Below are 21,206 nucleotides of genomic sequence, written 5' to 3'. Positions count from 1 at the left end.
CATGACGCAGACGGCCGACCCGTCCACCGGCGAGGCGCGCGGCGGTGCGGCCGACCGGCGGCTCTGGCTGATCATCGTCCTCGGGTCGCTGACGGCCATCGGGCCGCTGTCGATCGACCTGTACCTGCCCGCGCTGCCCGCGCTCGCCGACGACCTGTCGACGGGCGCGATGCAGACGCAGCTCACGCTCACCGCGTGCGTCGCCGGGCTCGCCCTGGGGCAGGCGGTGGCGGGGCCGCTCAGCGACTCGCTGGGGCGGCGCCGCCCGCTGCTGGTCGGGCTGGCGGCCTACGCCGTCGCCTCGCTGCTGTGCGCGGCCTCCCCCACCGTGGAGACGCTGATCGCGATGCGGATGGTGCAGGGCGCCGCCGGGGCCGCCGGGATCGTGATCGCGCGGGCGATCGTCCGGGACCTCTACCAGGGCGTCGCCGTCGCCCGGTTCTTCTCGATGCTGATGCTGGTCACCGGGCTCGCCCCGATCCTCGCGCCCGTGGTCGGCGGGCAGCTGCTGCGCGTCCTGCCGTGGCCGGGCCTGTTCGCCGTCCTGTCCGGGACGGGGGTGGCACTGTTCCTCGCCGCGCTGCTCGGGCTGAGGGAGACGCTGCCGCCGGAGCGCCGCGCGACCGGCGGGCTGCGCGCGACCGCCGCCACGTTCCGGGAGCTGGCGACCGACCGGATGTTCGCCGGCTACGCGCTGACGATCGGCCTCGCGTTCGGTGCGATGTTCACCTACATCTCGGGGTCCCCGTTCGTCCTCCAGGACATCTACGGGATGTCGCCGCAGACCTACGGCATCGCCTTCGGCGTCAACGCCCTCGGCATCGTGGGCGCCTCGCAGATCGGCGGCCGGCTCGCCGGGCGGGTGCGGCTGCGGCGGCTGCTGGCCACCGGGCTCGGCCTGCTGACGGCGGGCGGCGCGGGGCTGGTCCTCGCCGTCCTCACCGGCGCCGGGCTGTACGGGGTGCTCCCCGCGCTGTTCCTCGTCACCTCCGGGCAGGGCCTCATCCTGCCGAACGCGACGGCGCTGGCGCTGTCGTCGGGCCGCGCGTCCCGGGTCGCCGGGAGCGCATCGGCGCTGCTCGGCGTCACCCAGTTCACGCTCGGCGGGGCCGCCGCGCCGCTCGCCGGGATCGCCGGGCCGGACACCGCCGTCCCGATGGCCGTGTCGATCGCCGCGCTGGCGGTGCTGGCGTGCGTCGTCACCGCGACGACCACCCGCGACCGCGAGACGAAGGCCGCGCCCGGCACAGGGCCCGGCGCAGGGCCCGGCAGCGGGGCGGCGCCGCCGTCAGCGGGCTGAGCCGCCGTCGAGGGCGGCCAGGATGAACTCCGCGACCTCGTCGGCGAGCCGCGCGGCCGGTTTCGGGCCGTCCGCCCGGTACCAGGACGGCATCTGGTTCACCATGCCGAGCGCGACGATCGTGACGGTCTCGGCGGGCGTGGCGGAGCTGAACACCCCCTCCCGCTGCCCCTTCTCGACGAGGCCGCGGAACGTCACGTGGTAGCGGCGGCGGTCGGCGCGGACCGAGCGCATCCGGACGCCGTCCAGCCGGTGCATCTCGCGGGAGAACACCTTCGCCTCGTCGATGTGCTCCGCCGTGCTGCGGATCAGCCCGGCCAGCACGGCGCGGACGGCCTCGCGGGGCGGCAGCCCGCGCGCCAGGACGCCGCCGAGGTCGGCGAGCTGCCGGGCGATCAGCGAGTGGTAGATCTCGTAGAGGAGATCGTCCTTGGAGTCGAAGTAGTGGTAGAGGGCGCCCTTGGTGACCTCGGCGGCCGCCACGATGTTCTGCACCGACGTCCCGTCGAACCCGCGCTCGGCGAACAGCCGGAGCGCGGCGGCCAGGATCCGCCGCTCGACCGCGCTCGACCGGACGGGCGCCGCCGACCGGGGGTCCGCCGACCCGGGCCCTGCGGTGTCCCTCACCTGGGCACCTCCCATCAGCGGGGCATTGACTCCGATGTGTCCCACGCCATAGCTTGCCAGAAAACCGACCGGTCGGTATGCGCCGCGCGCCCGTACAGAGGAGAGCCCATGCCCGCAGTGGAGACCGTCCGCGGCCCCGTCGACACCGGCGACCTGGGACGCACGCTCATGCACGAGCACGTCTTCGTCCTCGGCGCCGAGAACGTGCAGAACTACGGCGCGGGCGACTGGTGGGACGAGGAGGAGAAGGTCGCCGACGCGGTGGCGAAGCTGCGCGAGCTGCCGGGCCGCGGCATCACCACGATCGCGGACCCGACCGTGTGGGGCCTCGGCCGCTACATCCCGCGGATCCGGCGGATCAACGAGCAGGTGCCGGAGCTCAACATCATCGTGGCGACGGGGATCTACACCTACAACGACGTGCCGTTCCAGTTCCACCACCGCGGCCCCGGCACGATGCTGGACGTGGGCCCCGACCCGATGATCGCCGACTTCGTCCGCGACCTGACCGAGGGCATCGGCGGCACCGGCGTCAAGGCGGCGTTCCTCAAGTGCGCCGTGGACGCCCCCGGCCTCACCCCCGGGGTCGAGCGGGTGCTGCGGGCCGTCGCCGGGGCCCACCGCGAGACGGGCGCGCCGGTCACCGTGCACACCGAGAGCTCCCGGCACGCCGGCCGGCCGGTCGTCGACCTGCTCGGCAAGGAGGGCGTGGACCTCACCAAGGTCGTGATCGGGCACGCGGGCGACAGCAACGACCTCGACTACCTGATGGAGCTCGCCGACTCCGGCGCGATCCTCGGCATGGACCGCTTCGGCCTCGACATCATCAACCCGACCGAGAACCGGGTGGCCACGATCGCGGCCCTGTGCGAGCGCGGCTACGCCGACCGGATGGTGCTCAGCCACGACGCGAGCTGCTTCATCGACTGGTTCGGCCCCGACCCGGCGACGGTCCCCGCGATGCAGCCGAACTGGCACTACGGGCACGTCACCGACGACGTGCTGCCCGCACTGCGCGCGGCCGGCGTCGGGGACGACCGGATCGAGCAGATGCTCGCCGGCAACCCGCGGCGCTACTTCACCCGCTGACCGGTCCGGCCGCCCCCGGCGACCACCCGGTCACGATCAACCTACATAAGCGACTAATCATCGCAATTCGGGAAATCATGGGGAGGACTGCGAGGGAGGCGCCGGTGAGCGAAGACACGCGGCGTCGCGGCCCCCGGGCCGTGACGGTGCTGTTCCTGGTGACTCTGCTGGCCCTGGTCGTCCCCGGCTGCCGGATCGCCGGCGGCGGGACCGCCGAGGACGTCCCCCCGCCGGTCACCGCGTCGCCCCAGAAGAAGAACGCCAAGCCCAGCGGCCGGCGCCCCGGCGTCGTCAACATCGAGACCGAGCAGGACCTGCGCGGCACCCGCGCCGCCGGGACGGGCGTCGTGCTCACCGCCGCCGGGCTCGTGCTCACCAACAACCACGTGATCAGGGGCGCCACCAAGATCAAGGGCACCGACACCGACAACCGCCGCACCTACACCGCGCAGGTCGTCGGCTACGACCGCGCGGGCGACATCGCGGTGATCCGGCTGGAGGGCGCGACCCGGCTCAAGGCCGCCGCGTTCGCGTCCGCGTCCGGCGTGCGGGTCGGCGACCCGGTCACCGCCGTCGGCAACGCGGGCGGCGAGGGCGGCAAGCCCCGGGTCGTCACCGGCGAGGTCACCGCCCTGGAGCAGTCCGTGACCGCCCGCGACGACAGCAGCGGCACCACCGAGCAGCTCAGCGGCCTGCTCGAGACCGACGCGCCGATCAAGCCGGGCGACTCGGGCGGGCCGCTGCTGAACACCGACGGCAAGGTGATCGGCATCAACACCGCCGCCTCCGCCGGGCCCTCGCGCGGCGCGGACGAGAACAAGAACCACCGCGGGTACGCGATCCCGTCCGACCGCGCCCTGGACGTCGCGCGGCAGATCCAGCGCGGCGAGGCGTCCGTCACCGTGCACATCGGGCCGACCGCCATGCTCGGCGTCAAGGTCCGCTCCAACCGCAACTCGCGGGGCGCCGTCGTCGCCGAGGTCGTCCCCGGCTCCCCCGCCGAGGCCGCGCGCATCCCCGTCGGGGCCGCCATCGTGACCTTCGACGGCCGGGGCGTCGACTCGCCCACCACCCTGACGACGCTGATGCTCGCCCACCATCCGGGCGACATCGTCCAGCTGGAGTGGACGACCGCCCAGGGCGCCGCCGTGTCCGCCACGATCCGCCTCGCCGAGGGACCTCCCCAGTGACACGTCTCCGGCTCGCGGGTGCGGGCCGCGTCCTCGTGCGAAAGTGAGGGGGACCCCGGGCGACTACGAGGATGTGGGTGCGATGAGCCGCAAGGCGCCTTCCGGTGACTTCGACGACGCGGATCTGGAGGTCTCTGAGCCGAAGACGTCGTCCGCGGGCGTGCCCGGGGTCACCGCCGCGCTCAGGCACTCCTACGAGCAGATGGGGGTGCGGCGCACCGCGCTGACGCTGGCGCGCGTCAACCAGAAGACCGGCTTCGACTGCCCGGGGTGCGCGTGGCCTGAGGGCGACCGCCGGCACGTCGCCGAGTTCTGCGAGAACGGCGCGAAGGCCGTCGCCGAGGAGGCCACGACGCGGCGCGTCACCCGCGAGTTCTTCGCCCGCCACACCGTCGCCGAGCTGGCGCAACGTTCCGACCACTGGCTCGGGCAGCAGGGGCGCCTCACCGAGCCGATGCTGAAGCGCGCCGGGTCCGAGCACTACGAGCCGGTGTCGTGGGACGAGGCGTTCGCCCTGCTCGCGGCGGAGCTGAACGCGCTGGACTCACCGGACGAGGCCGTCTTCTACACCTCGGGCCGCACGAGCAACGAGGCCGCGTTCGCCTACCAGCTGTTCGTCCGCGCGTTCGGGACGAACAACCTCCCGGACTGCAGCAACATGTGCCACGAGTCGTCCGGGTCGGCGCTGACCGAGACCCTCGGCGTCGGCAAGGGCTCGGTGCTGCTGGAGGACCTCGACCGGGCCGGCCTGATCTTCGTCGTGGGGCAGAACCCGGGGACCAACCACCCGCGGATGCTGTCGGCGCTGGAGCGGGCGAAGAAGGCGGGCGCCCGGATCATCGCCGTCAACCCGCTGCCCGAGGCGGGGCTGATGCGGTTCAAGAACCCGCAGCGCCCGGCCGGGATCGCGGGCCGGGGCACCGCGCTCGCCGACCGGTTCCTGCAGATCCGGCTGAACGGCGACCTCGCGCTGTTCCAGGCCCTCAACCGGATGCTGTTGGAGTCGGACGCGCCGGACGCCGTCGACCGCGGATTCCTCGACGCGCACACGCACGGGTTCGAGGCGTTCGAGAAGCACGTCCTCGGCCTGGACTGGGCCGACGTCCTGGCGGCCACCGGGCTGACCCGCGCGGAGATCGGCGGCGTGCTCGGCGACGTCCTGCGGGCCGAGCGGATCATCGTCTGCTGGGCGATGGGCCTCACCCAGCACCGCAACTCCGTCCCCACGATCCGCGAGATCGTCAACTTCCTGCTGCTGCGCGGCGACATCGGCCGTCCCGGCGCGGGCGTCTGCCCGGTGCGCGGCCACTCCAACGTGCAGGGCGACCGGACGATGGGCATCTGGGAGCGGCCGAAGCCCGGGTTCCTGGACGCGCTCGCCGCCGAGTTCGGGTTCGAGCCGCCGCGCGAGCACGGCCTGGACACCGTGAACGCGATCCGCGCCATGCGGGACGGCCGCGCGAAGGTGTTCCTCGGCATGGGCGGCAACTTCGTCCGCGCCACCCCCGACTCCGCGGTGACCGAGGCGGCGCTGCGGAACTGCCGGCTCACCGCGCAGGTGTCCACCAAGCTCAACCGCTCGCACGCCGAGACCGGCGAGCTGGCGCTGATCCTGCCGGCGCTCGGCCGCACCGAGCGGGACGAGCAGGAGTCCGGCCCGCAGTTCGTCACCGTCGAGGACTCGATGGGCATGGTGCACGCCTCCCGGGGCCGGCTCGCCCCCGCCTCGCCGCACCTGCTGTCGGAGGTGTCGATCGTCTGCCGGCTGGCGCGGGCGGCGCTGCCCGGCTCGGGCATCGGCTGGGCGGCGATGGAACGCGACTACGACGTGATCCGCGACCACATCTCCCGCGTCGTGCCCGGGTTCGCCGGCTTCAACGACCGCGTCCGCGCGCCCGGCGGGTTCACGCTCCCGCACGCGCCGCGCGACGAGCGCAGGTTCCCCACCGCGACCGGCAAGGCCAACCTGACGGTGAACGAGCTGGAGGTCCTGCGGGTCCCGGAGGGGCGGCTGCTGCTGCAGACCGTCCGGAGCCACGACCAGTACAACACCACCGTCTACGGCCTGGACGACCGGTACCGCGGCATCAAGGCCGGGCGGCGCGTCGTGTTCGTCAACCCGGCCGACCTCGCCGCCCTCGGGCTGGCGGACGGCGCGACGGTCGACCTGGTCTCCGAGTGGGAGGACGGGGTGGAGCGCCGCGCCCCGTCCTTCCGCACCGTCGCCTACCCCACCGCGGCGGGCTGTGCGGCGGCGTACTTCCCGGAGACCAACGTCCTCGTCCCGCTCGACAGCACCGCCGAGGTGAGCAACACCCCGACCTCCAAGTCCGTGATCGTCCGGCTTGAGCCGTCAGCGGCCCGGAAGGGCGACCTGGTCTAGGCTCGGGGCATGACGAACCTCCCCGACCGCGCCGGGCGCCCCGCGTCGCCGGAGATGCGGGCCGGCGACGCCGATCGCGACCGGGTCGCGCAGGTGCTGCGGGACGCCGCCGGCGACGGGCGGCTGACCCTGGAGGAGCTGGACGAGCGCCTGGACGCGGCGTACGCGGCCAAGACCTACGCGGACCTGGAGCCCCTCACCCGCGACCTGCCCGCGCCCGGCGCGGCCCCGCCGCCGGCGCCGTCCGGCGCGGCGGCCTGGCGTCCGCTGCCGGACGCGCCGTCCTGGAACGGCGGCATCGGGATCATGAGCGGGTTCCAGCGGGCGGGCGTGTGGAACGTCCCCCGCGTCTTCCGCGCGTTCGCGTTCTGGGGCGGCGGGAAGATCGACCTGCGCGAGGCGCGGTTCGAGGAGCCGGAGACGACGATCCGGGCGCTGGCCATCATGGGCGGCGTCGACATCGTCGTGCCGGACGACATCACCGTGCACGTCAAAGGCCTCGGCATCATGGGCGGGTTCGACCAGCGGGCGAGCGGGCCGGGGGTTCCCGGCGCGCCCACGGTCGTCATCAGGGGCCTGGCCTTCTGGGGCGGCGTCGCGGTGAAGCGCCGCAAGTCGAGCCGCCAGAAGAAGCGCGACAAGCACCTCAAGGCCCCCGAGGACGACTAACCCTCGGCGATCCGGTCGAGCCATTCGCCGAGCAGGGCCGCCTCCGACGCCGACAGCCGCGCCGGAGGATCGGCGGCCAGGGCGGCCCGCAGCGCCCCCGCCCCCGCCGCCGTGCTCCCCGCGCCGTCCTGCCCGTCGGCCGGGACGGTCACCGCGGCGAGGATCGCCTCCCTCGTCCGCTCGGACAGCTCATCGTCCGCCTCGCCGTCGCCTTCGCCCGCGATGAGCGCAAGCGTGACGCCGACACCGGCGGCGTGGATCATCCGGGCGGCCGTGCCGACGGGGACGCGGAGGCGCCCGGCGCGGGCGACGGCGTCCAGGAGGCCGAGCAGGATGCGGTGCGCCTCCCCGGCGATGGGCGGCGTGCGGGACGTCCCGTACATCAGCGTGTAGAACGCGGGGTTGGTGCGGCCGTACTCGATGTGCAGGTCCCACCCGCGGCGCAGGTCCTCGACCGGGTCGCCGGTGCTCTCCTGGGCGCGCTTGCTCGCCAGGTACCGCCCGAAACCGTAGGCGGCGACGGCGTCGAACAGGCCGCGCTTGTCGCCGAAGTGGTGGTAGAGCGTCGGCGCCCCCACCCCGGCGGCCGTGCAGACGGCGCGCGTCGAGACCGGTTCGCCGTCGCCCTCGGCCAGCAGCCGGGCGGCCGCCCGCAGGATCCGGTCGCGGGTGTCGAGGTCCTTCTGAGCAGTCACAACATCAATGCTACAGAAATTTCCCGAACACCGCTATGCAAGTGGCTATAGCACCGCTATGGTAATTCATGTATCAACGATACGAACATCCGAGAGGGGACCTGCCATGCGCGGCGCGCTTCTGTCCGCACCCGGCAAGCCGCTGGAGATCGTCGAGCGGGACGTGCCCGAACCGGGCCCCGGCGAGATCCTCGTCGAGGTCACCGCGTGCGGGATGTGCTTCTCCGAGGTCAACCACCTGCGGGGCCACTACCCGTTCGGGACCTTCCCCGTCGTCCCCGGGCACGAGATCAGCGGCGTCGTCGCCGCGCTGGGCGAAGGCGTCGACCAGCCGGCCGTCGGCACGCCGGTCGGCGCCGCGTGGCCGTACGGGTCGTGCGGCCACTGCGACCGGTGCGTCCGCGGCGACCAGATCCTGTGCACCGGGGCGCCCCGGCTCGTCACCGGCGTCAACCGCGACGGCGGCTACGCCGAGTACTTCACCGGCCGCGCCGGCTTCGTCACCCCGCTCCCGGACGGCCTCGACCCCGTCGCCGGCGCGCCGCTGATGTGCGCCGGGATCACCGCGTTCAACGGGCTGCGGCGGGCCGGCGCCGGCGCCGGATCCCGGGTCGCCGTTCTCGGCACCGGCGGAGTCGGGACGATGGCCGCCCGGTTCGCCGCCGCGATGGGCGCCCGGGTCGCCGTCGTGTCCCGCTCGCGCCGCGCCGAGGAGGAGGCCGTGCGGGGCGGCGCCGAACTGTACGTCGCCACCGCCGAGCAGGACCCGGCCGAGGCCCTCCGGGCATGGGGCGGCGCGGACGTGGTCATGAACACCGCGCCCGACACCGCCGCCGGGCTGGCCGCGTTCGGCGGGCTGCGCCCGGACGGGACGCTGCTCTACCTCGGCTTCGGCGCCGAGAACGTCAGCGTGCCGCCGGCCGCCCTCGTCACGAACCGGCTGCGGGTGATGGGCATGCCGTCCGGGTCACCGCACGACCTGCGCGACACCCTCGACTTCGCGGTGGCGCACGGGATCGTCCCGGAGGTCACGGCCGTCCCGCTGGACGACGCACCGCGCGTCCTCGCCGAGATGGACGCGGGCACCCACCGCGGCCGCACGGTGATCACGTTCGGCTGACCCCGCCTACCGCCGAGGTTCCCCTACGGCCGCCACCTCTTCCACGGGCGCGCCTGCTCGAAGGCGTGGCAGGCGGCCATCACCAGGGCGTCGGCGTGGCGGGCGCCGACGACCTGCAGGCCGATCGGCAGGCCGGCCGCCGTGAAACCGCACGGCAGGCTCGCGGCGGGCTGCTGCGTCATGTTGAACGGGTAGGTGAACGGCGTCCAGCCCGTCCAGCGGGGTGACGGCGAACCCGGCGGCACCTCCAGGCCGGCCTCGAACGCCGCGATCGGCATCGTCGGGGTGAGCAGCAGATCGTAGCGCTCGTGGAACAGGCCCATGATGCGGCCCAGCTCCATGCGGCAGGCCGTGGCGGTCAGGTATTCGAGGGCCGAGTAGCCCGCGCCCTGGTCGCAGATCTCCCGCAGGCCCGGGTCGAGCCGGGCGCGGGCCTCGGGCGGCAGGTGGTCGACGACCTTCGCGGCGCCCGCGAACCACAGCACCTCGAACTCGGCGACGGGGTCGCCGAACCCGGGGTCGGCGAGCTCGACCTTGGCGCCGAGTTCGGCGAACACCTCGGCGGCGGCCGCGACGGACGCGGCGACCTCCGGGTCGACCTCCGCGAAGCCGAGGTCGGGGCTGAACGCGACGCGCAGGCCGGTCAGGTCGTCCGGGCCGGCCTCGCCGAACGGGACGTCCGGCGGCGCGAGCGCGGACCAGTCGCGGCCGTCCGGCCCGCAGATCGCGTCGAGCAGCAGCGCCGCGTCCGCCACGGTGTTCGTCATCGGGCCGACGTGCGCGAGCGTCCCGAACGGGCTCGCCGGGTAGTGCGGGATGCGGCCGTAGGTCGGCTTGATGGTGAACGTGCCGGTGAACGCGGCGGGGATGCGCACCGAGCCGCCGCCGTCGGTGCCGAGGGCGAGCGGTGCCATGCCCGCCGCGACGGCCGCCGCCGCGCCGCCGCTCGACCCGCCCGGGGTGCGGGACGTGTCCCACGGGTTGCGGGTGACGCCGGTGAGCGGGTTGTCGGTGACGCCCTTCCACGCGAACTCGGGCGTGGTGGTCTTGCCGACGAAGACCGCGCCCTGCTCGCGGAGCCGGGCGACCGACGGGGCGTCCTCGTCCCACGGGCCGGCCGGGTCGATCGTCGTGGAGCCGCGCAGCGTCGGCCACCCGCGGGTGAGCAGGACGTCCTTGATGGAGACGGGCACGCCGTCCAGCGGCCCGAGCGTCGCGCCGCGCGCCCGCCGGTCGGCCGCCGCGCGGGCCATGTCGAGCGTGGTCTCGGCGTCGACCAGGCAGAACGCGTTGAGCGCGGGGTCGTCGCGCTCGATCCGGTCGAGCACGGCCTGCGCCGCCTCGACCGGGGAGAGCGTCCCGGCCGCGTACTCGCGCAGCAGCTCGGCCGCGGTCAGATCGGCCGCGTCGGTCTTGGTCACGGTCACAGCAACCCCCTCCGGTGCACAGGTCAGCCGACCTTCTGCGGTGAACCCACGTAGCCGAGCCGCTTGTCCACGACGTTGCGCAGCGGGCGCCCCGCGACATAGCGGTCGAGGTTGGCGGCGAACAGCCGGACCAGCTCGTCCCGCCAGCCGACCACGTCGCCGGACATGTGCGGGGAGACCAGCACGTTCGGCATGTCCCACAGGGGGGACGACTCGGGGAGCGGCTCGTCCTCGAAGACGTCGAGCGCCGCGCCCGCGATCCGGCCGGCGCGCAGCGCCTCGACCAGGTCGGGCTCGTGCACGAGGGCGCCGCGGCCCACGTTGACGAGCCGCGCGTTCGGCCGCATCCGCCGCAGCGCCGCCGCGTCGATCATGTGGCGGGTCTGCGGGGTGAGCGGCGCCGCCAGCACGACGTAGTCGGCCTCGGCGAGCGCCTCGTCCAGCCGCTCCACCGGGTGGACGACCCCGAGGTCGGGGTCGGCGTCGCGCGGCGTGCGGCCCGCGCCGGACACGGCCAGGCCCGCGGCCGACAGGCGGCGGCCGATCGCGCGGCCGATCGGCCCGGTGCCGACGACCAGGGCGCGGGCGCCGGTGATCCGCTCGGTCTCGCGGTGCCGCCAGCGGCGCTCCCCCTGGAGCCGGACGGTCGTGTGCAGGTCCTTGGCGAAGGTGAGGACGAGGCCGAGCACATATTCCGCGATCGGCTCGTCGAAGACGCCGCGCGAGTTGGTGACGACCGTGCCGGCCTCGACCAGGCCGGGGAAGAGCAGCCGGTCGACCCCCGCGCTGGCGATGTGGACCCAGTCGGGCCCGCCCGACCGGGGCCATGCGCCGGCGACCGCGTCGGAGAGGAAGTCCCACACGAACAGGACGTCCGCGCCGGGCAGGGCATCGGCGAGCTCCGGCTCGCGCACGTAGCGGACGCGGGCGAGACGCTCGGCGTCGGCCATGCCCCGCGGGCGGTCGTCCCCGGTCAGGACCACCACGCCGGGCGGCCCGCCGGATGCGGGCGGAACAGGGTCCATGGGCGCCACTTTCAGCGAGTACCAGAGTTTACGTGAAGGCAACTCAGGGAGGCATTGACACGCTAGGAACAGTTCGTAGGATTGTCAACAATCAGCGCGGTGCACTGCGGCCCCACGTCACCGCACTGAGTCTCGTGTGCTGCAAGACCGTCGCAACCTGCCCACGCAAGGCCAGGACGGATCCCAAAGCGCTCTAACGGAAGAGTCCTTCGGGTGGCGACGCTCTCGCCCACCCCTGTCCACGGGGAGGTCCGGCATGCCCAAGCTCATGACCATCACTCTGGAGCGTCGCGGCGTCTCGTGCGTCGCTGAACTGCTGGAGAAGGACGCGCCGCGCACCTGCGAGGCGGTGTGGAACTCGCTCCCGCTCGGCGGGGACGCCTACCACGCCAAGTACGCGCGCAACGAGGTCTACACGATGGTGGAGAGGTTCACCGAGGAGGAGGTCGGCCTCGAGAACCCCACCGTCACCCCCATCCCGGGCGACGTCGTCTACTTCTCCTTCGCCGGCGGCATGCTCGACCGCCGCTTCAAGGAGGAGAAGAACATCCACACGCTGCCCGGCGTGATCGACCTCGCGATCTTCTACGGCCGCAACAACCTGCTGCTCAACGGGGACGTCGGCTGGGTCCCGGGCAACGTGTACGCGACGATCGTCGACGGTCTCGACCGCATGGCCGAGGCGTGCAACGACGTCTGGCGCTCCGGCGGAGTCGGAGAACGCCTCGTCTACAGCCGTGCCGAGTCTTAGAGCGGTGGCCGCGCAAATGACATTCGACCCCACGCTGGTCGTCGGCCCCGAGCTGCTCGCCCAGCACGGCATCGGCGTGGTCGCGCCCTTCGACTTCGCCCTGGACCGCGAGCTGTGGCGGTGGACGCCCGACGACGTGTCGCTGTACATGACGCGGCTTCCGTACGTCCCGGTCCCGGTCACCGTCGAGATGGCGTCCGCGCTGTCCGACCAGTCCATCGTCCGGCAGGCCACGCGGGACGTGCTGGCCCCCGAGCCGCTCGCCGTCGCCTACGCCTGCGCGTCGGGGAGCTTCATCGGCGGCAAAGCGGGCGAGCTGCGGCTGCACGAGTCGATGCGGCTGGGCGGGGCGCCGGTCACCACGACCACGTCGGGCGCGCTGGTGGAGTCGCTGCGGCTGCTCGACGTCAGCCGGATCGCGGTCGTCACCCCGTACATAGACGCGGTCACGCAGCGGCTGGTGTCGTTTCTCGGCGAGTACGGCATCGAGGTGGTGGCGTCGGTCGGGATGGGGCTGCTCAGCCACATCTGGAAGGTCGGCTACGGCGAGATCGTGTCGGCGGTGTCGGCGGTCGACGGCCCCGAGGCCGAGGCCGTCTTCATCAGCTGCACGAACGTGCCGACCTACGACATCATCGCCCCGCTGGAGCAGATGATCTGCAAGCCCGTCCTCACCGCCAACCAGGTCACGATGTGCACGGCGCTGCGCTCGATGGGCCGCTCCGCGGCCGGTCCCGGGCAGTCGCTCGTGGAGCTGGCCCCGTCCACCGCCGCCTGATCACCGACGACACCCGAGGGTAGGATTGACGATTCGATGCCACAGAACGGGTTGACCGCCGGGTTCCTCTACCCCGGCTACAGCGCTGAGGACGACTACCCCGCCATCGAGCTCGCGCTCGGCGGGGTCCGCCTGCCGGTCGTCCACACGCTGATGCGCGAGGACGCCCACCGCGTCGACGCGCTGCTGGACGTCGGCGGCGCGGACGTGCTGTCCGAGGGCGCCCGCGTCCTGCGCGACATGGGCGTCCAGTCGGCCGTGTGGGCCTGCACCAGCGGGAGCTTCGTGTTCGGCTGGGACGGCGCGGCGCGGCAGGTCGAGGGCGTCGCCGCGGCCGCGGGGGTGCCCGCGTCCAGCACGTCGTTCGCGTTCGTCAACGCCGCGCGCGCCCTCGGCGTGACCAGGGTCGCGATCGCCGCGACCTACCCCGCCGACGTCGCCGAGCGGTTCGTCGCGTTCCTCGGCGAGGCCGGCATCGAGGTGGTGGCGCTGTCCTGCCGGGGCATCATCACCGCCGCCGAGGTCGGCACGCTGGGGCGCGACGAGGTGCTCGCCTTCGTCGCGGCCAACGACCATCCGGAGGCCGAGGCGGTGCTGGTGCCCGACACCGCGCTGCACACCGTGTCCTGGCTCGACGAGCTGGAGGCACGGGTCGGCAAGCCGGTCCTGACCGCCAACCAGGTGAGCGTGTGGGAGGGGCTGCGGCTCGCGTCCGGCCCCGGGGGGCTCCCCCCGCGCACCGGGCTGGGCCGGCTGTTCGCCGTGCCCGCCGCCGTCCCGGCCGGCGTCGCCGAGCGGGGACGAGATACCTCGCAGCTATGAGAAAGGGGCCTCGCGGCAATGGGCCGATTGGGTGAGCTGGAACCTGTCCCCCGCAAGTCGACCGTCGAGATCGTCTCGGACGAGCTGCGCTCGGCGATCATGTACGGGTCGCTGGAGCCGGGCGCCCAGCTCGGCGAGGCCGAGCTGGCGGGCCGGCTCGGCATCAGCCGCGGCCCGCTGCGGGAGGCGATGCAGCGGCTCGTCCAGGAGGGGCTGCTGGTCAGCGAGCCGCACCGCGGGCTGTTCGTCATCACGCTGGACGAGGGCGACGTCGAGGACGTCTACCTCGCCCGGCTGGCGATCGAGCGGGAGGCGTGCCAGCTGATCATGGAGCGGAACCGCGGCGAGGCCGTCGCCCGGCTCACCGACGCCCTGGACGCGCTGATCGACGCCGCCGACCAGCGCGACCGGGTCGCGATGAGCGACGCCGACCAGGCGTTCCACGAGGTGCTGGTCAGCTCGTCCGGCAGCCCGCGGCTGGAGCGGATGGCCCACACGCTCCTGGTGGAGACCCGCATGTGCCTCAACGCGCTGCAGGACACCTACCCGGAGCCGTCCGAGCTGGTCGAGGAGCACCGCCGGCTCGTCGACGCGATCGGCGACGGCGAGGAGGAGCGGCTGCTGACCCTCATCGAGGAGCACATGACCGACTCCATCCGGCGGCTCCGCGTCCCCTAGCCGCCGTTCCGGCGGCGCCGCACCGGTCAGGCCCCCGCGGCGCTGGACACGGGTCCCGGGGGCACCTACATTGCAGATTGTCGACAATCTACGAAGGGCATCGGAGGGACGACGCATGGCTAAGCTGTCACCCCTGCTCAAGCAGGCCACCCCCGTCCTTGCCGAGCGCGGCGAGGGCGTCTACCTGTACGACACCGACGGCCGCCGGCACCTCGACTTCACCGCGGGCATCGGCGTCACCGGCACGGGGCACTGCCACCCGCGCGTGGTCGAGGCGGCGCAGCGGCAGGTCGGGACGCTGATCCACGGCCAGTACACGACGGTCATGCACGAGCCGCTGCTGCGGCTGACCGAGGCGCTCGGCGACGTGCTGCCCGCCGGGCTCGACTCGCTGTTCTTCCTCAACAGCGGCAGCGAGGCCGTCGAGGCGTCCATCCGGCTGGCGCGGCACGCCACCGGCCGGCAGAACATCGTCGTCTTCCACGGCTCCTTCCACGGCCGGACCATGGGCGCCGCCGCGCTCACCACGGCGGGCACGAAGTTCCGCGCCGGCATCGGCCCGCTGATGCCGGGCGCCGCGATCGCGCCGTTCCCGCAGGCGTACCGGTACGGCTGGGACGAGGAGGAGGCCACCCGGTTCGCGCTGCGCGAGCTGGACTACCTGCTCGTCACCGCCAGCCCCGCGTCCGACACCGCCGCGTTCATCGTCGAGCCGGTGCTCGGCGAGGGCGGCTACATCCCCGCCCCGCCCGGGTTCCTGGAGGGGCTGCGCGAGCGCGCCGACCGGCACGGCATCCTGCTGATCATGGACGAGGTGCAGACCGGGTTCGGGCGGACCGGCCGGTTCTGGGGGCACGAGCACACCGCCGCGCGTCCCGACGTCCTCATCACCGCCAAGGGCCTGGCCAGCGGCTTCCCGCTGTCGGCGATCGCGGCGCCGACCGCGCTGATGGAGAAGGCCCGGCCCGGCTCGCAGGGCGGCACCTACGGCGGCAACGCGGTCTCCTGCGCCGCGGCGCTCGCCACGCTCCAGGTCATCCAGGACGAGGACCTCGTCGGCAACGCGGCCCGGCAGGGCGCGCGGCTGAACGACGGGCTGCAGAAGGTCGCCGCCGACCACCCGGCGATCGGCGACGTCCGCGGGCTCGGGCTGATGCAGGCCGCCGAGTTCACCGGGCCCGGCGGCGAGCCCGACCCCGACGCCGCGGCGCGCGCCCACCGGGCCGCGACCGAGCGCGGGCTGCTGCTGCTGACCTGCGGCGCGTACGGCAACGTCGTCCGGATGATCCCGCCGCTGATCGTCACCGAGGCGCAGATCGACGACGCCCTCGGCCTCTGGGCGGACGCCGTCGCGGAGGCGGTCGGCTGACCCGGGCGCAGCACGCAGGCAGGCACCGGCGCCCGGTGGTCGCGGAGAGGGGACCACCGGGCGCCGTTCCGTGCGCGGGTCAGCCGAGCGGGTCGGCGCAGTCGATGGGCCAGTACGGGCCCCAGATGTCGAGCGAGTTCAGCACGAACTTGATCATCACCGGGTCGAAGTTGATGCCGAGGTGCGCGTTGGTGTCGCCGGGGCACTTGTCCTGGAGCAGGACGTTGTGCGCGTTGGAGCCGTTCAGGAACGACGAGGTGTAGGGCGTGACGACCTCGTCGTACTTGGTGGCGAGCACGATGTACTGCGGTCCGGGGACGGTGTCGCCGCCCGCGTTGAGCTCCGCCAGGAACTCCGAGCCGACGATCTGCTGGCCGGCCGCCGGCGCGGCCCGCACGACCGCCTGGGTGATGCCGAGCAGCCGGCCCAGCTCCACCAGCCCGGAGGCGTTGGTCCCGTGGTTGGAGGGGACGATCCCGACGAGCTTGTTCACCTTCGCCGCCCCGCCGAGGAACTTCATGTAGTAGCGCGGCATCATGCCGCCCTGCGAGTGCCCGACGATGTCGACCTTCGAGGACCCGGTCGATTGGAGCACCCGGTCGATGAACGCCGACAGCTCTCCGGCCGACGTGCGAATGTCGTAGATCCCCTGAATGGGGCCGTCCTTCGGGCCGCCGTAATTGAGGGCGTAGACGCAGTATCCGGCCTTCTTGAGCGCCGGGGAGAGTTTCTGCCAGTTGAACGCCATGTTCTCGAACGTGCCGTGCACGAGCACGACCGGCCGCGGATGCCAGAACGACGGTTTGCAATTCCAGTCGTTCGCCCCTTCCGGGACGATCTCGGCCTGCGCGGGCGCGGTGACGCCGGTCGTGCCCAGCACGGCGGTCATCGCGGCCGCGATGACCGCCCATCTGCGGAGCCGCAAGAAACGCATGTGCATCTCCCTTATGCGGACACGGCGGGAAGAGGCCGGGGCCCGGACTCGCGGGCCCCGGCCCCTCATCGCCGCATCGGTGGGGGTGGAGTGCACACAACGTACGGCCGCATTCCGGCACGGTCTTGTGGAATGGCCGCCGATTACCCCGGGACGATTGTCAATCGATTCACAATCGGGAGGGCCCGGCCGCTATCGACCAGCCGCTGCGGGCGGAATCAATCCCCCGGACCGTCACGCCGGGACGGTCACGCCTGGGCGACCGAGCCGTCCTTCAGGAGGGTCTCGGCGTCGGTGAAGCCGAGGTCCTCCAGGACCGCGCGGGTCTGGCCGCCGGGCAGGGCGGGGACGCCGTCGGTCTCCGGCGCGGTGCGGGAGAAGCGCGGCGCCGGCGCGGGCTGCGGGTGGCCCGCCATCTCGGGGAACACGCCGCGGGACGTGTTGAACGGGTGCTCGGCCGCCTCGTTCATGGACAGGACGGGGGCCACGCAGGCGTCGCTGGGGACGAAGACCTCCGTCCACTCGTCGCGGGTCTTCGTGCGGAACACGGCGGCGAAGCGCTCGCGGAGCGCGGGCCAGCCGGAGCGGTCGTGCTGCGCGGGGAGGTCCTCGCCCTCGACGCCGAGGCGGCGGAGGAACTCGGCGTAGAACTGGGGCTCGATCGCGCCGACGGCCATGTGGCCCCCGTCGGAGGTCTCGTAGACGTCGTACCAGGGGGCGCCGGTGTCGAGCATGTTGACGCCGCGGCGGTCCTCCCACAGGCCGCCCCGCAGGAAGCCGTGGATGAAGGTGGACAGGTGCGCGGCGCCGTCGACGATGGCGGTGTCGACGACCTGGCCGCGCCCGCTCGTCCTGGTCTCCAGGAGGGCGGACAGGATGCCGACGACGAGGTACATGCTGCCGCCGGCGAAGTCGCCGAGCAGGTTCAGCGGGACCTGCGGCGGGCCGCCGGCCCGGCCGATGGCGTGCAGCGCGCCGGTGATGGCGATGTAGCCGATGTCGTGCCCGGCGGTGTGCGCGAGGGGGCCCTCCTGGCCCCAGCCGGTCATCCGCCCGTAGACGAGCTTCGGGTTGCGGGCGAGGCAGTCGTCCGGGCCGAGGCCGAGGCGCTCGGTCACGCCGGGCCGGAACCCTTCGAGGAGCACGTCGGACTTCTCGACCAGCCGGAGGACGACCTCCTTGCCCCGCTCGCTCTTCAGGTCGATCGCGATGGAGCGCTTGCCGCGGTTGGCGAAGTCGGTCCCGCCGGCGGTCTCCCCGGCGCGGACCGCGGAGGCGCGGTCGACGCGGATCACGTCGGCGCCGAGGTCGGCCAGCAGCATCGCGGCGAACGGCCCCGGCCCGATCCCGGCTAGCTCGATCACCCGTACTCCGGACAGCGGCCCCTTGCCCATGCGCATCTCCCTGCTTCTCGTGCGGTCCCCCCAGTGTGCCCGATCAATGTAAGCGCACGCTGACCCGGGGCGCCGTCAGCGGGCCGTGAGTTGCACCGGCTCGTCGCGGTCCCCGGTCGCCGTCAGCAGCCGCGCGCGGACGGTGGAGCGGCGGACGCCGTCCGCGCGCGGCACGAGGCCCCGCGCGGCGGCGGCCAGGTAGTACCAGCGGTCGGTGGGGGCCTTCCACCAGGTTCCGCTGACCGGGCGGCGGGCGTCGCAGGGGCCGGTGGCCAGGTCCTTCTTCGCGAGCAGCGTGGCGGCGGCCGCGGTGGCGCCGTCTCCGAAGGTCAGGCGGGTGCAGACCCAGTCGGCGGAGCCGCCGCCGCGCGGCAGCCTGCCGGACCAGAAGTTCCATGCCGCGGCCTCGGTCACCGGCCGGTCGGCCCCGTCCGCCGGGTGCGGCGCGCAGGCCAGCCGGTCCCAGAACGCGCGGGCCCCGCGGCCGAGGCGCTCGTGCTCGGGTTCGGACTCGTCGCGGCCGCCGGGCCGGTGGGCCGGCGACTGGTAGCCGAGGACGGTGGCGCGCGGGCCGCCCAGGTCGCCGACGGTCCGGGAGCCGACGTGGAAGACCGGGCCCCGGCCGCAGTCGGAGCCGGCGCGGGCGGGTTCGGTCACGCCGTCGGTCACCGCGAGGGCGTCCCCGGAGAGGGTCTCGGGCCGCGGGTCCCAGGGCGCCAGGAGGTAGCGGCCGCCGCCGAGGGCGATCGGGGCGGACGTGTCGTGCCCGGCGGTGACGACGTCCAGGCCGCCCTCGGCGTAGCGGGCGACCCGGGCGCCCTGGCGCATGACGGCGAGCGGCGTGCCGCCGACGTTGCCCGCGTAGAGGAGCTGCGCGGTGCCGGTCGCGCGGCGGTCCGCCGGCGCGGCGGCCCAGGCCGCGGCGGCGGCCCGGGTGAACGTCCGGTCGCGGGCGAGGTCGCCGCGGGCTAGCCAGGCGTCGAGGGTGCGGGCGCCGCCCGTCCAGGCGCCCGGGTCGGCCGAGGCGAGCCGCAGCGCCGGTCCGGGCGGGGCGCCGCGCTCGGTCACCACGAGCACGGCGACGAGGGCGGCGGTGAGGACGGCGGCCATGACCAGCGGCAGCACCGAGCGGTTGCGGACGGGGCGCAGCAGCGCGGGCTCGAAGCGCTCGGCGTGCCGGGCGCCGGGCGGCCGGACGGCGTCGGCCGCCCGGATCGCCTGCCAGGGGTCGCGGATGCGCAGCTCGACCAGCTGGTCGTGGACCGCGTACCGGGGCAGCCCCTCGACGTGGCGCAGCACGTAGGCGACGCGGACGTGCGGGTGGAGCCTCGCCAGCGCGGCGGTGAGCGCCGGGTCGGGCAGCCGGGTGGGCAGGGCGCGCAGCCAGGGGCCGAGGCCGATGTGCAGCCGGCGGGACGGGCGCATCGCCCGGCGCAGCACGCGGGTGCGGCGGCGGGCCAGCCCGGCGGGCGAGCGGTCCCGGGCGCCGCGGGCGGAGGCGTCCACGATCCGCCGCGCGACCGCCAGCCGGTAGACGCGCTTCCCGGTCCCGGGAAGAACGAAATACGCCATTCGCACAAGGTCGCCATATGTCGTTCTCGGCGGCGGCGCTTCCGTCCGCGTTCTCGTCAGGACATCTTCCGTCACGGCGGGCCACTCCCTCTGGGCCGTTCTGTCGTCGCGAACCCTGAGGTTAGGCGGCACACGGCCGGGCCAGGAGCGAAATTGGGACAACGATTAATCGGGGCGTTGAAAATGTCCGCCTATTTCCCCACCCGAGGCGGTGGACGATCAGCGCCCGGACCGTTCGGCGCGAGCGGCACGCACCCGTTTCGTCCCCGTACTACGCTGTTGCCGCTCGGGGGAGCCGCCCCGGGCCGCACGACGCCGAAAGACCGCGCCCCCGCCGCGACCCCCACGAGCGAACACGAAGGGCTCCCCCCTCCCATGACCGAGGACGTCCCCGGATACCGGGTGCTGGAGCAGGTCGGCGAGGGCGGCTTCAGCATCGTCTACCGCGCGCACCAGGAGCACCTGGACCGGATGGTCGCGCTGAAGGTCCTGTCGATCGGCTCGGTCGGCGACGCGGCGATGCGCCGCTTCCAGCGGGAGAGCAGGATCACCGGCCGGCTGTCCGGCCACCCCAACATCGTGACCGTGCTGGACACCGGCACCACCCGGTCCGGGCGCCCCTACATCGCGATGGAGTACTTCGAGCACGGCGCGCTCACCGACCGGCTCGCGCGGGAGGGGCCGCTGCCGGTCGCGGACGTGCTGCGCATCGGGGTGAAGACGGCGGGCGCGCTCGCCGCCACCCACGACAGCGACGTCCTGCACCGCGACGTCAAGCCGCAGAACGTGCTGCTGTCGCGGTACGGCGAGCCCGCGCTCGCCGACTTCGGGATCGCCCGCCTCGTGGACTCCTTCGACGCGACCCACACGCAGGCGTTCACCCCCAACCACGCCGCGCCCGAGATCCTGGAGGGCCGGCAGCCCGGCGTCGGTTCCGACATCTACTCGCTCGGCTCGACGCTGTACCAGCTCCTCGCTGGGCAGCCCGCGTTCAAGGGGCCGGCGGGCGAGGGCATCGCGCAGCTCATGCTGCGGATCCTGCACGACCCGCCGCCGCCGATCCCCCGCGCGGACGTGCCGCCGCGCGTGCAGGAGGTCATCGTCCGCGCGATGGCCAAGGCCCCCGAGCAGCGGTACACGACGGCCGTGGAGTTCGCGCAGGCGCTCCAAGGCGCGCAGGCCGAGCTGGGCCTTCCCGTCACGGACGTCGCGCACAGCGGCGGCGCCGTGCTGCCGGTTCCGCGGCGGGACGGCGGCACCGGGTCGTCGTCGGGTTTCGCGTCGTCCGGCTTCCCTTCGGAGACGCGGCCGCCGTTCCCCGACGTCTCCGGGCCGCCGCGCGTCCCGGAGTGGGCGCCGACCGCCCAGGGCCCCGTGCACACC

19 protein-coding genes are annotated in these 21,206 nt (G+C 73.8%); 12 read left to right on the top strand and 7 right to left on the bottom strand.

The genetic code is table 11. The features are described from left to right. The first annotated feature begins 1 nt into the window (after nucleotide 1). The gene (locus E1200_RS00635) at nucleotides 2-1,300 is read left to right on the top strand and encodes a multidrug effflux MFS transporter (protein WP_131949762.1); all 1,299 of its coding nucleotides are present in this window, start codon (nucleotides 2-4) and stop codon (nucleotides 1,298-1,300) included. Here the strand turns inward: E1200_RS00635 and E1200_RS00630 are convergent. Next, nucleotides 1,289-1,927, bottom strand: coding sequence for a TetR/AcrR family transcriptional regulator (locus E1200_RS00630; protein WP_243708268.1), 639 nt, complete (start codon nucleotides 1,925-1,927; stop codon nucleotides 1,289-1,291). The genes E1200_RS00635 and E1200_RS00630 overlap by 12 nt on opposite strands. 108 nt (nucleotides 1,928-2,035) lie before the next feature. On the opposite strand from E1200_RS00630, the gene E1200_RS00625 reads away from it, so the two are divergent. The 4 genes from E1200_RS00625 (at nucleotide 2,036) to E1200_RS00610 (ending at nucleotide 7,258) form a co-directional block, all read left to right on the top strand. Then, nucleotides 2,036-3,016, top strand: a complete 981-nt coding sequence (locus E1200_RS00625) for a phosphotriesterase (RefSeq protein WP_131949760.1) — start codon at nucleotides 2,036-2,038, stop codon at nucleotides 3,014-3,016. Nucleotides 3,017-3,120: 104 nt separating this feature from the next. After that, complete coding sequence (locus E1200_RS00620) at nucleotides 3,121-4,206, top strand: trypsin-like peptidase domain-containing protein (protein ID WP_243708267.1); 1,086 nt, start codon at nucleotides 3,121-3,123, stop codon at nucleotides 4,204-4,206. Between the two features lie 82 nt (nucleotides 4,207-4,288). Continuing rightward, a complete protein-coding gene (locus tag E1200_RS00615; RefSeq protein ID WP_131949758.1) occupies nucleotides 4,289-6,589 on the top strand; it encodes an FdhF/YdeP family oxidoreductase in 2,301 nt (766 codons plus the stop codon). A gap of 9 nt (nucleotides 6,590-6,598) precedes the next feature. Then, nucleotides 6,599-7,258, top strand: a complete 660-nt coding sequence (locus E1200_RS00610) for a DUF1707 domain-containing protein (RefSeq protein WP_131949757.1) — start codon at nucleotides 6,599-6,601, stop codon at nucleotides 7,256-7,258. On the opposite strand, the gene E1200_RS00605 is transcribed toward E1200_RS00610, so the two are convergent. Next, nucleotides 7,255-7,953 carry a TetR/AcrR family transcriptional regulator gene (locus tag E1200_RS00605; protein ID WP_131949756.1) on the bottom strand — a complete coding sequence of 233 codons (699 nt, stop codon included), beginning with the start codon at nucleotides 7,951-7,953 and terminating at the stop codon, nucleotides 7,255-7,257. The two genes, E1200_RS00610 and E1200_RS00605, sit on opposite strands and share 4 nt — an antisense overlap. Before the next feature lie 106 nt (nucleotides 7,954-8,059). Here E1200_RS00605 and E1200_RS00600 point away from each other — a divergent pair, with 106 nt between their 5' ends. Further along, a complete protein-coding gene (locus E1200_RS00600; protein WP_165950146.1) occupies nucleotides 8,060-9,073 on the top strand; it encodes an alcohol dehydrogenase catalytic domain-containing protein in 1,014 nt (337 codons plus the stop codon). 23 nt (nucleotides 9,074-9,096) lie between these two features. Here E1200_RS00600 and E1200_RS34575 read toward each other — a convergent pair whose 3' ends face one another. Beyond that, the gene (locus tag E1200_RS34575) at nucleotides 9,097-10,500 is read right to left on the bottom strand and encodes an amidase (RefSeq protein ID WP_243708266.1); all 1,404 of its coding nucleotides are present in this window, start codon (nucleotides 10,498-10,500) and stop codon (nucleotides 9,097-9,099) included. Between the two features lie 23 nt (nucleotides 10,501-10,523). After that, nucleotides 10,524-11,525, bottom strand: a complete 1,002-nt coding sequence (locus tag E1200_RS34570) for a D-2-hydroxyacid dehydrogenase (RefSeq protein ID WP_243708265.1) — start codon at nucleotides 11,523-11,525, stop codon at nucleotides 10,524-10,526. Nucleotides 11,526-11,793: 268 nt separating this feature from the next. Here E1200_RS34570 and E1200_RS00590 point away from each other — a divergent pair, with 268 nt between their 5' ends. The 5 genes from E1200_RS00590 (at nucleotide 11,794) to E1200_RS00570 (ending at nucleotide 15,923) form a co-directional block, all read left to right on the top strand. Then, the gene (locus E1200_RS00590) at nucleotides 11,794-12,276 is read left to right on the top strand and encodes a DUF3830 family protein (protein WP_207932993.1); all 483 of its coding nucleotides are present in this window, start codon (nucleotides 11,794-11,796) and stop codon (nucleotides 12,274-12,276) included. Between the two features lie 16 nt (nucleotides 12,277-12,292). Further along, nucleotides 12,293-13,054, top strand: coding sequence for an Asp/Glu racemase (locus E1200_RS00585; protein WP_131949753.1), 762 nt, complete (start codon nucleotides 12,293-12,295; stop codon nucleotides 13,052-13,054). Nucleotides 13,055-13,105: 51 nt separating this feature from the next. Further along, nucleotides 13,106-13,876 carry a maleate cis-trans isomerase gene (locus tag E1200_RS00580; protein WP_131949786.1) on the top strand — a complete coding sequence of 257 codons (771 nt, stop codon included), beginning with the start codon at nucleotides 13,106-13,108 and terminating at the stop codon, nucleotides 13,874-13,876. Nucleotides 13,877-13,894: 18 nt separating this feature from the next. Further along, nucleotides 13,895-14,554, top strand: coding sequence for a GntR family transcriptional regulator (locus E1200_RS00575; RefSeq protein ID WP_131949752.1), 660 nt, complete (start codon nucleotides 13,895-13,897; stop codon nucleotides 14,552-14,554). A 115-nt stretch (nucleotides 14,555-14,669) separates the two neighbouring features. Next, the gene (locus E1200_RS00570) at nucleotides 14,670-15,923 is read left to right on the top strand and encodes an aminotransferase class III-fold pyridoxal phosphate-dependent enzyme (protein WP_131949751.1); all 1,254 of its coding nucleotides are present in this window, start codon (nucleotides 14,670-14,672) and stop codon (nucleotides 15,921-15,923) included. Between the two features lie 79 nt (nucleotides 15,924-16,002). Here E1200_RS00570 and E1200_RS00565 read toward each other — a convergent pair whose 3' ends face one another. The 3 genes from E1200_RS00565 to E1200_RS00555 form a co-directional block, all read right to left on the bottom strand. After that, nucleotides 16,003-16,857, bottom strand: a complete 855-nt coding sequence (locus E1200_RS00565; RefSeq protein WP_131949750.1) for an alpha/beta fold hydrolase — start codon at nucleotides 16,855-16,857, stop codon at nucleotides 16,003-16,005. A gap of 248 nt (nucleotides 16,858-17,105) precedes the next feature. Continuing rightward, entirely contained in the window at nucleotides 17,106-18,251 is a 1,146-nt protein-coding gene (locus E1200_RS00560) for a CaiB/BaiF CoA-transferase family protein (RefSeq protein ID WP_131949749.1), read from the bottom strand. A 75-nt stretch (nucleotides 18,252-18,326) separates the two neighbouring features. Continuing rightward, nucleotides 18,327-19,823 (bottom strand): hypothetical protein, encoded by a 1,497-nt coding sequence (locus tag E1200_RS00555; RefSeq protein ID WP_131949748.1) that lies wholly within the window; start codon nucleotides 19,821-19,823, stop codon nucleotides 18,327-18,329. 375 nt (nucleotides 19,824-20,198) lie between these two features. Between E1200_RS00555 and E1200_RS00550 the strand changes: the two genes are divergently transcribed. Further along, nucleotides 20,199-21,206, top strand: a 1,008-nt coding sequence (locus E1200_RS00550; RefSeq protein WP_165950145.1) for a serine/threonine-protein kinase, incomplete at its 3' end; no start/stop codon positions are given.

The sequence above is a fragment of the Actinomadura sp. GC306 genome (assembly GCF_004348665.1).
GTDB lineage: Bacteria > Actinomycetota > Actinomycetes > Streptosporangiales > Streptosporangiaceae > Spirillospora.
Note: the sequence above shows the minus strand (reverse complement) of the source record. Positions and strands in the feature narration are given on the sequence as shown.

Excerpts from the sequence above, each read along its gene's own strand:
- E1200_RS00635 (WP_131949762.1), top strand. The coding sequence starts at position 2 with ATGACGCAGACGGCCGACCCGTCCACCGGCGAGGCGCGCGGCGGTGCG.
- E1200_RS00625 (WP_131949760.1), top strand. The coding sequence starts at position 2,036 with ATGCCCGCAGTGGAGACCGTCCGCGGCCCCGTCGACACCGGCGACCTG.
- E1200_RS00615 (WP_131949758.1), top strand. The coding sequence starts at position 4,289 with ATGAGCCGCAAGGCGCCTTCCGGTGACTTCGACGACGCGGATCTGGAG.
- E1200_RS00610 (WP_131949757.1), top strand. The coding sequence starts at position 6,599 with ATGACGAACCTCCCCGACCGCGCCGGGCGCCCCGCGTCGCCGGAGATG.
- E1200_RS00600 (WP_165950146.1), top strand. The coding sequence starts at position 8,060 with ATGCGCGGCGCGCTTCTGTCCGCACCCGGCAAGCCGCTGGAGATCGTC.
- E1200_RS34570 (WP_243708265.1), bottom strand. The coding sequence starts at position 11,525 with ATGGACCCTGTTCCGCCCGCATCCGGCGGGCCGCCCGGCGTGGTGGTC.
- E1200_RS00590 (WP_207932993.1), top strand. The coding sequence starts at position 11,794 with ATGACCATCACTCTGGAGCGTCGCGGCGTCTCGTGCGTCGCTGAACTG.
- E1200_RS00585 (WP_131949753.1), top strand. The coding sequence starts at position 12,293 with ATGACATTCGACCCCACGCTGGTCGTCGGCCCCGAGCTGCTCGCCCAG.
- E1200_RS00575 (WP_131949752.1), top strand. The coding sequence starts at position 13,895 with ATGGGCCGATTGGGTGAGCTGGAACCTGTCCCCCGCAAGTCGACCGTC.
- E1200_RS00570 (WP_131949751.1), top strand. The coding sequence starts at position 14,670 with ATGGCTAAGCTGTCACCCCTGCTCAAGCAGGCCACCCCCGTCCTTGCC.
- E1200_RS00565 (WP_131949750.1), bottom strand. The coding sequence starts at position 16,857 with ATGCGTTTCTTGCGGCTCCGCAGATGGGCGGTCATCGCGGCCGCGATG.
- E1200_RS00560 (WP_131949749.1), bottom strand. The coding sequence starts at position 18,251 with ATGGGCAAGGGGCCGCTGTCCGGAGTACGGGTGATCGAGCTAGCCGGG.
- E1200_RS00555 (WP_131949748.1), bottom strand. The coding sequence starts at position 19,823 with ATGGCGTATTTCGTTCTTCCCGGGACCGGGAAGCGCGTCTACCGGCTG.